The sequence below is a fragment of the Actinoplanes teichomyceticus ATCC 31121 genome (assembly GCF_003711105.1).
Classification (GTDB): Bacteria; Actinomycetota; Actinomycetes; order Mycobacteriales; family Micromonosporaceae; genus Actinoplanes; species Actinoplanes teichomyceticus.
The window spans coordinates 7,187,875-7,201,090 of record NZ_CP023865.1; the positions used below are offsets into that span (position 1 = coordinate 7,187,875).

Consider the following 13,216-nt stretch of genomic DNA (forward strand, 5'->3'; position numbering starts at 1 on the left):
CCGATCGGGTAAGCTCGCCGGGTTGCCTGGGCGAGTCTCCCTGGGCGCCTTCAAGTTCTCGCTTCAAACCCAGGAGTATCCCGTGGCTAGCGTGTGTGACGTCTGTGGCAAGGGACCGGGCTTCGGCCACAACGTGTCCTTCTCGCACCGGCGGACCAACCGCCGCTGGAACCCGAACATCCAGTCGGTGCGGACCCCGGCCGGTGGCGGGACCACCAAGAAGCTGAAGGTCTGCACCTCCTGCATCAAGGCGGGCAAGGTCACGCGCGCCTGAGCTGATCCGGCTTTCCGGGGAGCCGCCGAGTCGTCGACTCGGCGGCTTTTCGCGTCGGTCAGAGCTTCTTGGCGTACGACAGCACGCCGGCATGGCCCCGGTAGTACCCGAAGTCCTCGATCCGCTCGTACCCCGCGGACTCGTAGAGGGCGATCGCCTCGGGCTGCCGGTCGCCGGTCTCCAGGATGACCCGCTCGCACCCGGCCGCCCGGGCCGACTCCTCGATCGCGGCCAGCAGCCGCCGGGCCACCCCCCGCCCGCGCGCCGCGGGCCGGGTGAACATCCGTTTCAGCTCGGCGTCGCCGCCGTGCCGGCGCCACCCGGCGCTGCCCACCGGACGGTCGTCGCCGACCCGTACGGCCACGAAGAACGCGCCGTCCGGCGGGAGGAAGTCGGCCGCGGCGATCGGGGTGTCGTCGCCACTGCCGCCGTACCGCTCGGAGAGGTCGCGCATGTTCTCCGCGACCAGCTCCGCCACCACCGGCTCGTCGAAGCGGGCCGACCTGATCTTGATCTCAACCACGCGCCCAGCGTAGGTCAGCGGAAGTGGTCCCAGCCCAACGGACCGCTCCAGGGCTTGCGGTCGACGGTGACGCCGGAGCCGTCGTGCACCGTCCCGATCTCCCGCCAGCCGTCCGGCAGCCGGGTCCCGGGCGGGAACGTCGCCGCCAGCGGGTGGTCGTCGCCGCCGGCCAGCACCCACTGGTACGGGTCCACCCCGAGCGCCTTGGCCGCGTCCCGCATCTGATCGGGCACCTCGAAGGCGTCCGACCGGACGTCGATCCCGACCAGGCTGGCCGTGGCCAGGTGCCCGACGTCCTGCAGCAGCCCGTCCGAGACGTCGATCATCGAGGTGGCGCCGAGCCGGGCCGCCTCGGGTCCGGCCGCGTACCGCACCTGGGGCCGCCGGTACGCCTCGACCAGCATCTTCGGCGTCCGGAAGCCCCGCGACAGCACGGTGTAGCCGGCCGCGGCGTACCCGATCCGGCCGGCCAGGGCGAGGATGTCGCCCGGATGGGCGCCGTTGCGGCGTACCGGGTCGCGCCCGCCCAGGTCGCCCAGCGCGGTGACCGCGACGGTGAGCGTCGGGCCGCCCGACGTGTCCCCGCCGACCACGCCGGCCCCGCACAGCGCGGCCTCGGCGGTCAGCCCGTCGGCCAGGCCCTCGGCCCAGTCCGCCTCCAGGCCGGCGGGCACGCAGAGCGCGACCAGCAGCGCGGTGGGGGTGGCCCCCATGGCGGCGATGTCGGCCAGGTTGGCGGCGGCGGCGCGGTGCCCGACATCGGCCGGGCCGCACCAGTCCCGCCGGAAGTGCCGGCCCTCGACCAGCACGTCGGTGGAGGCGACCACCCGGCCGTCGGCCGCGCGCACCACGGCGGCGTCGTCGCCCGGCCCCAGCAGGGTGGCCGAACCGGTGTCGAGTCGAGATACGATTCGACCTATCAATCCGAATTCACCGGACTCTGCGATGCTCACGTCCAAGTCCTTCGATGGTGGCGTCCCGCTGCCGGGCCGCTTCGTACGGTAGTTTCACGACCGGGGATCACCGACGCGGTGGCGGATAGGAGTCGGATCGTGGTCCAGGCATACATCCTCATTCAAACGGAGGTCGGGAAGGCCCGTGACGTGGCCGCAGCGATCCAGAAAATACCGGGAGTGGTGCGCGTCGACGCGGTGACCGGGCCGTACGACGTCGTGGTGCTGACCGAGGCACACACCGTGGACGAGCTCGGCAGCCTGATTGTGAGCAAGGTCCAGTACGTGCCGGGCATCACCCGGACGCTCACCTGCTCCGTGGTAAACCTCTGAGCATGGTCGACGTCGACACCCCGAAGAACGCCCCGGAAGAAGGGGACGTCAAGCCGGACGACACCACGCGGATCGCCGCCATCTGGGCTACCGCGGTGGCCGTCCCGGTGGTGATCATCGTGGGTCTCGTCGCGTTCCTGCAGATCGACAAGGTGACGCCGGAGGCCGACCCGGCGCCCACCGCTACCGGCCCGGTCGCCGTGCCCAGCACGGCGGTCGAGGTCGCCGCGCCGAGGCTCACCGAGCGGGCGGCCCAGGTCTGCCTCGCGGTGACCTCGCAGCTGCCCAACCAGATCCGCAATCTGCCGGCCCGCAAGGTCAGCGCCGGCCCGGAGCAGAACGCGGCGTACGGCGAGCCGCCGATCACCGTGTCCTGCGGCGTGCCGCAGCCGCGGATGTGCACGAGCGTGGACGACACGTCCGCCGGCTGCGTGCCGCTGGCCGCCGACCTGCTGCTGATGAACCGGGTCTGCTGGCACTACGCGGACGGCGCCGACCGCACCGTCTTCACCACGATGGATCGCGAGGTCCCGGTGCAGGTGGTGGTGCCGGCGGCGTACGACAAGCGGGCACAGTGGGCCAACGAGTTCTCCGACGTGGTCGTCGAGACCGACAAGTCGATCACCGAGGGCGTGCCCAGCGGCTGCTTCCCCTGACCGCCCTAGTGCAGACCGGTGCCGCGGCGCAGCGCGGTGCGGATCAGCCGGTCCAGCACCTTCGGGTACGCCAGCCCGGTGACCGCCCACATCTGCGGGAACATCGAGGTCGGCGTCATGCCGGGCATGGTGTTGATCTCGTTCAGGTACACCCGGCCGTCCGCGGTGACGAAGAAGTCGACGCGGGCCAGCCCGGCGCAGTCGAGCGTGGTGAAGGTCCGCCGGGCGTACTCCTGGATCCGCCCGGTCAGCTCGGGCGACAGCTCGGCCGGGATGGTGTACCGGGTGCCGATCAGGTATTTCGTCTCGAAGTCGTACCAGTCGGCGTCGTCCATGTGGATCTCGGCGAGCAGCGACGCCTCCGGCGGGCCACCGGCCTCCGACTCCAGCACCCCGCACTCGATCTCCCGCCCCACGATCGCCGTCTCGACCAGCACCTTCGGGTCGATCTGCCGGGCCGTGGCCACCGCCGCCTCCAGGTCGGCCCAGTCGGTGACCTTGGTGATGCCGCTGGACGAGCCGGCCCGCGACGGCTTGACGAAGACCGGCAGCCCGAGCCGCTCCCGGTCCGCCCCGGAGAGCGGGACACCGGCCCGCAGCACCGCGTAGGGCCCGACCGGGATGCCCTCGGCCGTCGCCAGCTTCTTGGTGAACTCCTTGTCCATGGCGGCCGCCGAGGCGAAGACGTTGGCGCCCACGTACGGGATCCCGGCCATCTCCAGCATCCCCTGGATGGTGCCGTCCTCGCCGTAGGCCCCGTGCAGCACCGGGAAGACCACGTCCACCCCGGCGAGCCCGGACACGCCGGCGGCGGCGTCACGCACGGTCAGCTCGGTCGCGGTCGGGTCAGCCGCCAGCACCACCGCGGCGCCCGAGCCGCTGGTGATCTCCGGCAGCTCACGGCCGTTGATGGCGAACCGGGACGGATCACCCGCGGCGAGAACCCAGCGACCCTCCCGGGTGATGCCGACCGGGACCGCTTCGTACCGCTCCGGGTCGAGCGCGGCCAGGATGGACCCCGCGCTCACACAGGAGATGGCATGCTCGGTGCTGCGCCCGCCGAACACGACCGCGACACGGATCCTCCGCAGGGTCGTCACTCTTCTCCGGACCTCTCGCTAGCGGTCATGCCGGCGGTGACCCTACTCTGCGTAAGCCGACTAGGTCATTGTCGCAACCACTACCAGGCCCGGAGGGGGACGAACAGTTCATGGGACCAGCACTCCACGTGATCGCGGGTCCGGGCCCGGGGCAGTTGGCGACCATCGCCCACCCGGGTGACCAGCCGTGGACGCCGCCGGAGATGGCCGCGCTGGCCCGCGCCGGCGTCCAGATCCTGGTCTGCGGCGCGCGGCACCGGCCCAGCACGCCGGAGAGCTCCGGAATCGAGCTGATCACCTACCCGGATCCGGACGACCCGGCGACGAGCCGGGAGGCCACCGAGATGGTCGCCCTGGCCACCCGGCTCGCGCAGGAGGTCCGGTCCGGCCGTTTCGTGGTCACCCAGTCCGCCGCCGAGCTCGGCCGGACGACCCTGCTCGCCACGATGACGCTGACCCTGCTCGGCATCCGTCCGGGTGAGGCGTTGCGCCGGACCGGCGTCACCGTCGGCCGACCGGTCCCGCAGGACTGGCTGCACGACTTCGTCGCCCGCTGAAAGACCGGACCCTTCGGCTACGACCTCGCAGCCCCGTCCGCAGGCCTCCCGGCCCCAGCCCCGTGCCGGCCCCGGCGCGACGCCCCGCCCGATCCGCGTCAGGCGGCGAACGTCTGCGGCAGGACGCCGGCGTCCCAGAGGCCGTCCAGATGGGCCAGGAAGCCGGTCAGGCTGGCCTCCAGCGCCCGGCGCTCGCCGGCACTCAGCGCGGCGAGCGGGTCGGCGAAGACCAGCCCCTCGGGCAGCCGGGCCCGGGTGCCGACGAACTTGTCGCAGCCGGAGCACCAGACATAACTGACCAGGGTGGGGCGGCGGGCGTTCGCCGGTGTGGTGAAGTACGCCCGCAGCCGCCGCGCACCGCACGCCGGGCAGTCCCGCTCCCCGGGCGCGGCGAAGAAGCTCTCACCCTGGGTGAGCGCCGCCACCTCGTCCCCGCTGAAGCTGCTCCACGAGCTCACCTCGAGGCGTCCAGCGCCTGCGTCACGTCCGCGATCAGGTCGGCGGTGTCCTCGATGCCGCAGGAGAACCGCACGAAGCCGGGCGCCGTGTCGTCGCCGAACTGGGCGCGCCGGTCGGCCGTGGTGTGCACGCCGCCGAACGAGGTGGCCGCGAAGACCAGCCGGGCCGCCTGCAGGAACCGGGCCACCCGCTCGGCGCTGCCGAGGTCGAACGCGACGATGCCGGGGATCCGGCGCATCTGCCGGCTGGCCACCGGGTACGACGGGTCGGACGGCAGCCCCGGCCAGCGCACCCCGGTCACGTCGGAGCGCCCGGCCAGCAGTTCGGCGAGCGCCGCCGCGTTCTGGCTCTGCCGGGCCAGCCGCAGGTCCATGGTGGCGATCGAACGGTGCGCCAGCCAGCAGTCGAACGCGCCGGGCACGCCCCCGGTCAGCTTGCGCCAGTCCGCCACCCGGGCCAGCAGCTGCGGGTCGCGCGCCGCCACGTAGCCGAGCAGCAGGTCGGAGTGCCCGGTCAGGGCCTTGGTGCCGGACGCCACGACCAGGTCCGCGCCCAGCGCGAGCGGGGTCTGCCCGAGCGGTGTGGCCGCGGTGTTGTCCACCGCCAGCAGCGCTCCGGCGGCGTGCGCGGCGTCGGCCAGCGCCTGGATGTCGGCGACGTCCAGACCGGGGTTGGCCGGGGTCTCCAGCATCACCAGCCGCAGCCCGGTGAAGTCCGGGTACGGCCCGGCGGTGGGCACCAGCACCGTCGAGACGCCCAGGTCGGCGAGCGCGCCGCGGGCGAACGCACGTACCGGGAAATAGCCGTCGCCGGGCAGCGCGACCCGGTCGCCGGCCTTGACCAGCGCCAGCAGCATCGCCGTGACGGCCGCCTGGCCGCTGGCGAAGGCCAGCGCCGGGCCGCCCTCCAGCTCGCCGATGGCGGCCTCCAGGGCCTCGCGGGTGGGGTGCTCGGTCCGGGCGTAGCCGTTCTCCCCCGGCCCGGTCACCGGGTCCAGGTGGTACGGCGCGGCGAAGACCGGCCCGGGCAGGAACGGCTCGCCGACCACGGGGGCGGGCAGGCCGGCGTGCACCGATCGGGTGCCGTCTGAATAGGTCACTCGGGTTTCATCTCTCGTGTCATCAACAGTTTGACCGCGACCCGGGGGTCCGCGCCCTCGTGGCAGACCTTCTCCACCTGCTCGACGATCGGCATCTCGACGCCGTGCAGGCGAGCCAGGTCGCGGATGGACAGGCAGCTCTTGACGCCCTCGGCGGTCTGCCGGGTGGCCGCCTGCGCCTGTTCCAGGCTCTCGCCACGGCCCAGGTGCTCGCCGAACGTGCGGTTGCGCGACAGCCGGGAGGAGCAGGAGGCGACCAGGTCGCCGAGGCCGGCCAGGCCGGCGAAGGTGAGCGGGTCGGCGCCGAGGGCCACCCCGAGGCGGGAGGTCTCGGCCAGGCCGCGGGTGATCAGCGACGCCTTGGTGTTGTCCCCGAGCCCGATCGCCGAGGCCATCCCGTAGGCCAGCGCGATCACGTTCTTCACCGCGCCGCCGAGCTCGCAGCCGAGCACGTCGTCGCTGGTGTACGGCCGGAAGTACGGCGTGGCCAGGGCGTGCTGCACCTGGCGGGCGCGGTCCTCGTCGGTGCACGCCACCACGGTCGCGGTGGGCTGCTCCGCGGCGATCTCGGGGGCCAGGTTGGGGCCGGAGACCACCACCACCCGCTCCGCCGCGACCCCGGCGGTCTCCACGATCACCTCGCTCATCCGCTTGAGCGTGCCCAGCTCGATGCCCTTCATCAGGGAGATGACCGTGGCGTCCGGCGGGAACGAGCCGGCCCAGTCGGCGAGGTTGCCGCGCAGCGTCTGGGACGGCACCGCGATGGCGATCAGCTCCGCGCCGTCGACCGCCTCGGCCAACTCGGTGGTGGCGGTGACCCGCTTGGACAGCCGTACCCCGGGCAGCGAGCCCTCGTTGCCGTGCTGGTCCCGGATCTCCGCGGCCACCGCCTCCCGCCGGGCCCGTATGGTCACGTCCGAGCCGGCGTCGCCGAGCACCTTGGCGAACGCCGTGCCCCAGGCTCCGGATCCGATGACGGCCACCCTCATGACGCGTCCTCCGAGGTCGAGGCCCGCCGCGCGGGCCGTGCGTAGAGCGCCGGCGGTTCGCCGTCGCGGATCGTGCCGAGCAGGTCCCGGATGTCCAGCATGATCTTCTCGGTCATCTCCTCGAGGACCGCGCGGGACGGCTCCGCCCCGGCCCAGCGGCTCAGGTCGACCGGGTCCCCGGTGGTGACGGTCACGGCCGCCCGGGTGAACTTCAGCTTGTTGGTACGCGGGTCGAACACCCGCTGTGCGCCCCAGTTCGCGATCGGCACCACCGGCGCCCCGGTGAGCAGGGCGAGCCGCGCCGCGCCGGTCTTGCCGCGCATCGGCCACAGGTCGGGGTGCCGGGTCGTGGTGCCCTCCGGGTAGATCACCACGGCGCCGCCCTCCCGCAGCGCGGCGACCAGCGTCTCCAGTGACTTGACCGCTTCCACGCTGCCCCGCTCGACCGGCACCTGTCGGGTGCGGACCAGCAGCGGCCCGATGATCGGCACCCGCCAGAGGCTGGCCTTGCCGAGGAACCGGGGCCAGCGGCCAGCCCGGTAGATGTAGTGCGCGACGACCAGCGGGTCGAAGTGCGAGACGTGGTTCGGGACGAGGATCACACCACCGGACTGCGGAAGCTTCTCCATCCGCAGCCAGGTCCGTCTGGTCCAGACCGTCATGAGGGGCACCACCAGCATCACCGCGAAACGCTGCCAGAACCCGAGCCTGTGCTGCGCCACGGCATCCCCCGTCCCTCGATAGGCGACCTCGTCGCCCGTTCACCTGCGACGAAATCATGCCCCGTCCCAGCCCGCCGTACCAGGCAGGGGTATTGCCGGACACCTCAGGCAGACTGGCTGGGTGGTGCGGAAGTGGATGACGGTGATCCCGGTGAAGCGGCTGGACGCGGCCAAGAGCCGGCTGCGGGGCGCGGTGCCGGTGGAACGGCATCCGGAGCTGGCGCTGGCGATGGTGTGCGACACCGTGGCCGCGGTGCTGGCCGCCACGACGGTCGCCGGGCTGATCGTGGTGACCTCGGACCCGGTGGTGGCCGAGGCCGTACGCGGACTGGGCGCCGAGGTGGCGCCGGATCCCGGCGCCGGGCTCAACGCGGCGCTGCGGTTCGGCGCGGACGAGGTGGCCGGGCCGGCCGCGCACCGCGCGGTGCTGACCGGTGACCTGCCCGCGTTGCGGCCGGAGCAGCTGGACGCGGCGCTTCGCGCCGTGCACGGCCGCGGTTTCGTGCCGGATGCCGCCGGCACCGGCACCGTGCTGCTCGCCGTGCCTCCGGCGCAGCCGCTCGACCCGCGCTTCGGGCCGCACTCGGCGGCCGCGCACCGCGCCTCCGGGGCGACCGCCCTGACCGGGGACTGGCCGGGCCTGCGACAGGACGTGGACACCGCCGCGGACCTGCACGCGGTGCTCGGTCTGGGGGCCGGCGAGCGGACCGGCGCGCTGCTGCGTGATCTCGGACTCAGCCGGGCCTGCGCGCCGGCCGGCTGCGCCGGGTAGCGTCTGCACCATGCAGGGCACCATCGCCACCTTCGACGCGGGCACCCGCAGCGGCACGCTGCTGCTCGACGACGGCTCTGAACTGGCCTTCGGGGCGGAGGCGTTCGCCCGGTCCGGGCTGCGCCTGCTGCGACTGGGGCAACGCGTCTCGATCGAAGCGGAACCGGACGGGCGGGTATGCCGCGTGTTAATTCCTGGCATCGTCTGAGTTGATCATCCGGTAGTTCGTTTCACGTTCCGCGGGAAGCGGCAATGATGGACCCATGAACCCGCCCCGGACCCCCGAGAGCCGTCGGCGTGCCCCGAACGGTCGCTTCCTTGCCCGGCCCGCGCCCGCCGACGCCGTCGATGTGACTGAACCGAATGCCGATCCGGTCCGGACCGATCCGGTGGCGCCCGTGGTGGAGGTGGCGGTGGACAGCACCGAGGTGGCGAAGAGCCCGGCGGAGACCGATCCCGCCCAGGATTACCACCTTCCCGACGACCGTTTCCTGAACCGGGAGCTGTCCTGGCTCGATTTCAACGCGCGGGTGCTGGCCCTGGCCGAGGACCCGGGCACCCCGCTGCTGGAGCGGGCGAAATTCCTGGCCATCTTCGCCAGCAATCTCGACGAGTTCTACATGGTCCGGGTGGCCGGCCTGAAGCGCCGGTTGAGCGCCGGCCTGCCGGTCCGCGGCGGGGACCGCTCCCCGCTGCGACACCAGATCGAGATGATCACCGAGCGTACGGCCGACCTGGTCACCCGGCACGCCGCCTGCTTCGCCGACGAGGTCCGGCCGAAACTGGCCGCCGAGGGCATCGAGCTGGTCAGCTGGAAGGAGCTGGACGCGCCGGAGCAGGGCCGGCTGCGCACGTTCTTCCGGGAGAAGGTGTTCCCGGTGCTCACCCCGCTCGCGGTGGACCCGGCGCACCCGTTCCCGTACATCTCCAGCCGCTCGCTGAACCTCGCGGTGGCGCTGCGCTACCCGGACGGCGACAACCCGGAGCTGTTCGCCCGGATCAAGGTGCCGAACAACGTGTCCCGCTTCGTGACCGTGCAGAACGACAGTCGCGGGGTGCGCTTCCTGCCCATCGAGGAGCTGATCGCCAACCATCTCGACCAGCTCTTCCCGGGTATGCAGATCCTGGAGACGCACGCGTTCCGGGTCACCCGCAACGCCGAGCTGGAGGTCGACGAGGACCGCGACGAGGACCTGTTGCAGGCGCTGGAACGGGAGCTGGCGCAGCGCCGGTTCGGCCCGCCGGTCCGGCTGGAGGTGGCCGCCTCGATCAGCGACCACGTGCTGGACCTGCTGGTCCGTGAGCTCGACATGGACAGTCACGACGTGCTGCGGGTGCCCGGGCTGCTCGACCTCTCCGGGCTGTGGCAGGTCTTCGGCGAGTGCGACCGGGACGATCTGAAGGACCGCCCGTTCGTCCCGGCCACCCATCCGCAGCTGGCCGACGGCGAGGTGCCGCGCAGCGTGTTCAACCGGCTGCGCGAGTCGGACATCCTGGTGCACCACCCGTACCACTCGTTCTCGACGAGCGTGCAGCGGTTCATCGAGCAGGCCGCCGCCGACCCGCACGTGCTGGCGATCAAGCAGACGCTCTACCGCACGTCGGGTGACTCGCCGATCGTGGACGCCCTGGTCGACGCGGCCGCCGCCGGCAAGCAGGTGGTGGTGCTGGTCGAGGTGAAGGCCCGGTTCGACGAGGTGGCCAACATCGCCTGGGCGCGCACCCTGGAGCGGGCCGGCTGCCACGTGGTCTACGGCCTGGTCGGGCTCAAGACGCACTGCAAGACCGCGCTGGTGGTCCGCCAGGAGGGCAACCAGCTGCGGCGGTACTGCCACATCGGCACCGGCAACTACCACCCCAAGACCGCCCGGCTCTACGAGGACTTCGGCATGCTGACCGCCGACCCCGAGGTGGGCGCGGACGTCACCGACCTGTTCAACGTGCTCACCGGGTACAGCCGCCAGACCACGTACCGGCGGCTGCTGGTGGCCCCGCACGGGGTGCGCCGGGGCCTGCTGGAGCGGCTCGAGGAGCAGGCCCGGATCGCTCGGGCCGGCGGCGAGGCGCTGGTGCAGTTCAAGGTGAACTCGCTGGTCGACGAGGAGACCACGGACGCGCTCTACCGCGCCTCGCAGGACGGCGTGAAGATCGACCTGGTGATCCGCGGGATGTGCGCGGTGCGCCCGGGCGTGCCCGGCCTGTCGGAGAACATCCGGGTCCGTTCGATCGTCGGCCGGTTCCTGGAACACTCCCGGATCTTCCGGTTCGGCGCCGGCGACGACGCCGAGTACTGGATGGGCTCGGCCGACCTGATGCACCGCAACCTGGACCGCCGGGTGGAGGCCCTGGTCAAGGTGACCCTGCCGTCGGCGCGCGAGGAGATGCGCAACGTCCTGGAGCTGTCCATGGCCGACGAGACCGAGGGCTGGGACCTCGACGGTGACGGCGTGTGGCACCGCAACGTGGGCAAGCCCGGCAAGCCGCAGGTCCACCTGCAGGAGGCGCTGCTGCGGCGGGTCATCGGCAAGGGGAGCTGATGCCCGAACCGGTACACGCCGCGGGCGGGGTCCTGTACCGCCCCGGCCCGGGCGGTGTGCCCGAGATCTGCCTGGTGCACCGCCCCCGGTACGACGACTGGAGCCTGCCCAAGGGCAAGATCTCCGGCGACGAGCCGGCGCTGGCCGCCGCGGTCCGGGAGGTGACCGAGGAGACCGGTGTCGCGGGTATGCCGGAGTTCGAGCTGCCCGAGGTGGCGTACCGGCTGCCGGACGGGCGGCCGAAGACGGTGCGGTTCTGGCTGATGCGCGCCGCCGGCGCCGGCCCGGTGCACGACACCGCCGAGGTGGACGCGCTGGCCTGGCTGCCGCTGCCGGAGGCCGCCGGGCGGCTGACCTATCCGGACGAGCGGCCGCTGCTGGACGTGGTGGCCGCCCTGCCGCCGATCACGTCGGTGGTGGCGCTGGTCCGGCACGCGCACGCCGGTGAACGCAAGCACTGGTCCGGTCCGGACTCGCTGCGCCCGCTCAGCCCGAAGGGGCGCCGGCAGGCCGAACGGGTCGCGCAGCGACTGGCCACGTTCGGCCCGCGACGGCTGATCGCGGCCACCCCGCTGCGCTGCACGCAGACCCTGCAACCGCTGGCCACGGCGACCCGGATGCCGATCGTGGTGGACAACGCGTTCGCCGAACCGGAGCCGATGTCCGACCTGCCCGCCCGGCTCGCCGCGGCCCGCGCCCGGCTGGCCGAGGTGCGCGACGCGGGCCGGGTGGTGGTGTGCAGCCAGGGCAAGGTGATGCCGCCCCTGCTGGCGCTGCTGAACGGCGACGCGGACCCGGCGCGGTACCACACCCGCAAGGGCGAGGGCTGGCTGCTCACCTGGTCCGGCGAGAGGCTGCTCGGGTCGTCGCACTGGTGACCGCGGCGACCTGGTCGGCCCGCCAGAACCCGACCAGGTCGCCGGTGAGCCAGCGGGCCCGCCACAGCTCGTCCCGGCGCGGCTCCCAGTCCCGGTAGGGCAGCAGGGCGGCGCGCCAGCTCAGCACCCCGGCCAGGTACCAGCCGTAGAGCGGGATCGCGCCGGCCAGCCCGTCCCGGGCACGGTAGGAGGTCCGGGGGGCGTAGCCGGCCACCGCCAGGCCGCACCAGCCGCAGGTGATCAACCAGTCCAGCGCCGGCCGTCCGGTCGCCCGCTCGGCCAGGTCGCCGAGGGTCCACCCGGGCACGACCGCCATCGCGAACAGGGCGGCGGCGATGCTCGCGCGGGCGACCAGGCCTCTCGGTCCGCGTCCCATGCCCGGACGCTAGAACCGCCGGGCGGTCCGCCCGCGCGGAACGAAAAGGCGTCCACCGTACGGGTGGACGCCTCGTCGCTACCTCTTGCTCAGCGCGCCTTGCGGTTCGACGCGGCCCGCGCCGTCGCCGCGCCCTTGGCCCGGGCCGGCGCGGCGGCCGGGGCGGCGTTCTTGCGGGTGCTCTTCTTCGCCGGCGCGGCCTTGGCCGTGGTGCTCTTCTTGTTCGCCGCCGCGGTGGTCTTCGTGGCCGTGCTCTTCTTGGTGGCGGTGGCCGTGGTCTTCTTCGCCGCCGCCGAGGTCGTGGTCGTCTTCTTGGCGGCCGTGTTCTTGGTGGCGGCGGTGGTGTTCTTCGTGGCGGCGGTGGTGTTCTTGGCGGCGGTGGCCTTCGTGGCGGTGTTCTTCGCCGGCGCCGCCTTGGTGGCCGCGGACTTCTTGGTCGCGGTGGTCTTCGCCGGCGCCGCCGCCTTGGAGGTGGCCGCCGCCTTCTTGCCCGCGGTGGCCGTGCTCTTGGCCGCGGTGGCCGCGCTCTTCTTCGCGGCCGCCCCGGTCGTGGCGGTCTTCTTGGCCGTGGCCGCCTTGGCCGGCTTCCCGCTGGCCACGAGTTCCCGGAAGGTGTTGCCGGGCCGGAATGCGGCAACCGACGTCTTCTTGACCTTCACCGGCTCGCCGGTTCGCGGATTCCGCGCCGTGCGCGCATTGCGCGTGCGCTTCTCCCAGGATCCGAAGCCGGTGAGGGAGACCTTGTCACCCTTGGCGACGGCGTTCTGCACCTCACTGATGAACGCGTCCAGCGCAATCGTCGCCGTCTTCTTGTCGCCCAGCTTGACGGCGAGCGCCTCAATGAGCTCGGCCTTGTTCACGGTTTCCTCCCGGACGTGAGAACTGGCCCGTCGCAGGCCATTCTGCGCGCACGGTATGCCCTGTGACCTGGAGACACAAACATTGGTGGCAAAAATCCGTTGTGTCCCAACGAAATTCGCCCCCGTCG

Annotated in this window: 17 protein-coding genes; 8 read left to right on the plus strand and 9 right to left on the minus strand. The window is 72.6% G+C overall.

All coding sequences use genetic code 11. The features are described from left to right. Positions 1-82 precede the first annotated feature (82 nt). Positions 83-274 carry a 50S ribosomal protein L28 gene (rpmB, locus tag ACTEI_RS31470; protein WP_122980959.1) on the plus strand — a complete coding sequence of 64 codons (192 nt, stop codon included), beginning with the start codon at positions 83-85 and terminating at the stop codon, positions 272-274. Positions 275-332: 58 nt separating this feature from the next. On the opposite strand, the gene ACTEI_RS31475 is transcribed toward rpmB, so the two are convergent. Next, the gene (locus ACTEI_RS31475; protein WP_122980960.1) at positions 333-797 is read right to left on the minus strand and encodes a GNAT family N-acetyltransferase; all 465 of its coding nucleotides are present in this window, start codon (positions 795-797) and stop codon (positions 333-335) included. Between the two features lie 14 nt (positions 798-811). Beyond that, complete coding sequence (locus ACTEI_RS31480; protein ID WP_122980961.1) at positions 812-1,750, minus strand: thiamine-phosphate kinase; 939 nt, start codon at positions 1,748-1,750, stop codon at positions 812-814. Between the two features lie 99 nt (positions 1,751-1,849). On the opposite strand from ACTEI_RS31480, the gene ACTEI_RS31485 reads away from it, so the two are divergent. Then, complete coding sequence (locus ACTEI_RS31485; protein ID WP_122982528.1) at positions 1,850-2,083, plus strand: Lrp/AsnC family transcriptional regulator; 234 nt, start codon at positions 1,850-1,852, stop codon at positions 2,081-2,083. A gap of 2 nt (positions 2,084-2,085) precedes the next feature. Further along, the gene (locus ACTEI_RS31490) at positions 2,086-2,739 is read left to right on the plus strand and encodes a DUF3515 family protein (protein ID WP_122980962.1); all 654 of its coding nucleotides are present in this window, start codon (positions 2,086-2,088) and stop codon (positions 2,737-2,739) included. A gap of 5 nt (positions 2,740-2,744) precedes the next feature. Here the strand turns inward: ACTEI_RS31490 and ACTEI_RS31495 are convergent, their stop codons facing one another. Next, positions 2,745-3,839, minus strand: coding sequence for a D-alanine--D-alanine ligase family protein (locus ACTEI_RS31495; RefSeq protein ID WP_122980963.1), 1,095 nt, complete (start codon positions 3,837-3,839; stop codon positions 2,745-2,747). 110 nt (positions 3,840-3,949) lie between these two features. Between ACTEI_RS31495 and ACTEI_RS31500 the strand changes: the two genes are divergently transcribed. Beyond that, positions 3,950-4,396, plus strand: coding sequence for a hypothetical protein (locus ACTEI_RS31500; RefSeq protein ID WP_122980964.1), 447 nt, complete (start codon positions 3,950-3,952; stop codon positions 4,394-4,396). Positions 4,397-4,494: 98 nt separating this feature from the next. Here ACTEI_RS31500 and ACTEI_RS31505 read toward each other — a convergent pair whose 3' ends face one another. From ACTEI_RS31505 to ACTEI_RS31520, 4 genes are read right to left on the minus strand one after another with little or no spacing between them, the layout of a single operon-like run. Next, the gene (locus tag ACTEI_RS31505) at positions 4,495-4,854 is read right to left on the minus strand and encodes a hypothetical protein (protein WP_122980965.1); all 360 of its coding nucleotides are present in this window, start codon (positions 4,852-4,854) and stop codon (positions 4,495-4,497) included. Continuing rightward, entirely contained in the window at positions 4,851-5,954 is a 1,104-nt protein-coding gene (locus ACTEI_RS31510) for a cystathionine gamma-lyase (RefSeq protein WP_122980966.1), read from the minus strand. The genes ACTEI_RS31505 and ACTEI_RS31510 overlap by 4 nt, the downstream gene beginning before the upstream one ends. Then, on the minus strand, positions 5,951-6,943 hold the full coding sequence (locus tag ACTEI_RS31515; protein WP_122980967.1) for an NAD(P)H-dependent glycerol-3-phosphate dehydrogenase: 993 nt from the start codon (positions 6,941-6,943) through the stop codon (positions 5,951-5,953). Before ACTEI_RS31515 ends, ACTEI_RS31510 begins: the two co-directional genes overlap by 4 nt. Then, on the minus strand, positions 6,940-7,665 hold the full coding sequence (locus ACTEI_RS31520; protein WP_122980968.1) for a lysophospholipid acyltransferase family protein: 726 nt from the start codon (positions 7,663-7,665) through the stop codon (positions 6,940-6,942). Before ACTEI_RS31520 ends, ACTEI_RS31515 begins: the two co-directional genes overlap by 4 nt. A 136-nt stretch (positions 7,666-7,801) precedes the next feature. Here ACTEI_RS31520 and cofC point away from each other — a divergent pair, with 136 nt between their 5' ends. Genes cofC through ACTEI_RS31540 form a run of 4 tightly spaced genes read left to right on the plus strand, consistent with a single transcriptional unit; the run spans position 7,802 to position 11,852 of the window. Continuing rightward, positions 7,802-8,437, plus strand: a complete 636-nt coding sequence (gene cofC, locus ACTEI_RS31525; protein ID WP_122982529.1) for a 2-phospho-L-lactate guanylyltransferase — start codon at positions 7,802-7,804, stop codon at positions 8,435-8,437. Positions 8,438-8,447: 10 nt separating this feature from the next. Then, complete coding sequence (locus ACTEI_RS31530; protein WP_122980969.1) at positions 8,448-8,645, plus strand: cold-shock protein; 198 nt, start codon at positions 8,448-8,450, stop codon at positions 8,643-8,645. A gap of 55 nt (positions 8,646-8,700) precedes the next feature. Next, positions 8,701-10,974, plus strand: a complete 2,274-nt coding sequence (locus tag ACTEI_RS31535; protein ID WP_122980970.1) for an RNA degradosome polyphosphate kinase — start codon at positions 8,701-8,703, stop codon at positions 10,972-10,974. After that, positions 10,974-11,852, plus strand: a complete 879-nt coding sequence (locus tag ACTEI_RS31540) for an NUDIX hydrolase (RefSeq protein WP_122980971.1) — start codon at positions 10,974-10,976, stop codon at positions 11,850-11,852. Before ACTEI_RS31535 ends, ACTEI_RS31540 begins: the two co-directional genes overlap by 1 nt. Here the strand turns inward: ACTEI_RS31540 and ACTEI_RS31545 are convergent. Beyond that, the gene (locus ACTEI_RS31545; protein ID WP_122980972.1) at positions 11,809-12,228 is read right to left on the minus strand and encodes a hypothetical protein; all 420 of its coding nucleotides are present in this window, start codon (positions 12,226-12,228) and stop codon (positions 11,809-11,811) included. The genes ACTEI_RS31540 and ACTEI_RS31545 overlap by 44 nt on opposite strands. An 89-nt stretch (positions 12,229-12,317) precedes the next feature. Next, positions 12,318-13,088 (minus strand): HU family DNA-binding protein, encoded by a 771-nt coding sequence (locus ACTEI_RS31550; protein WP_122980973.1) that lies wholly within the window; start codon positions 13,086-13,088, stop codon positions 12,318-12,320. Between the last annotated feature and the right edge of the window lie 128 nt (positions 13,089-13,216).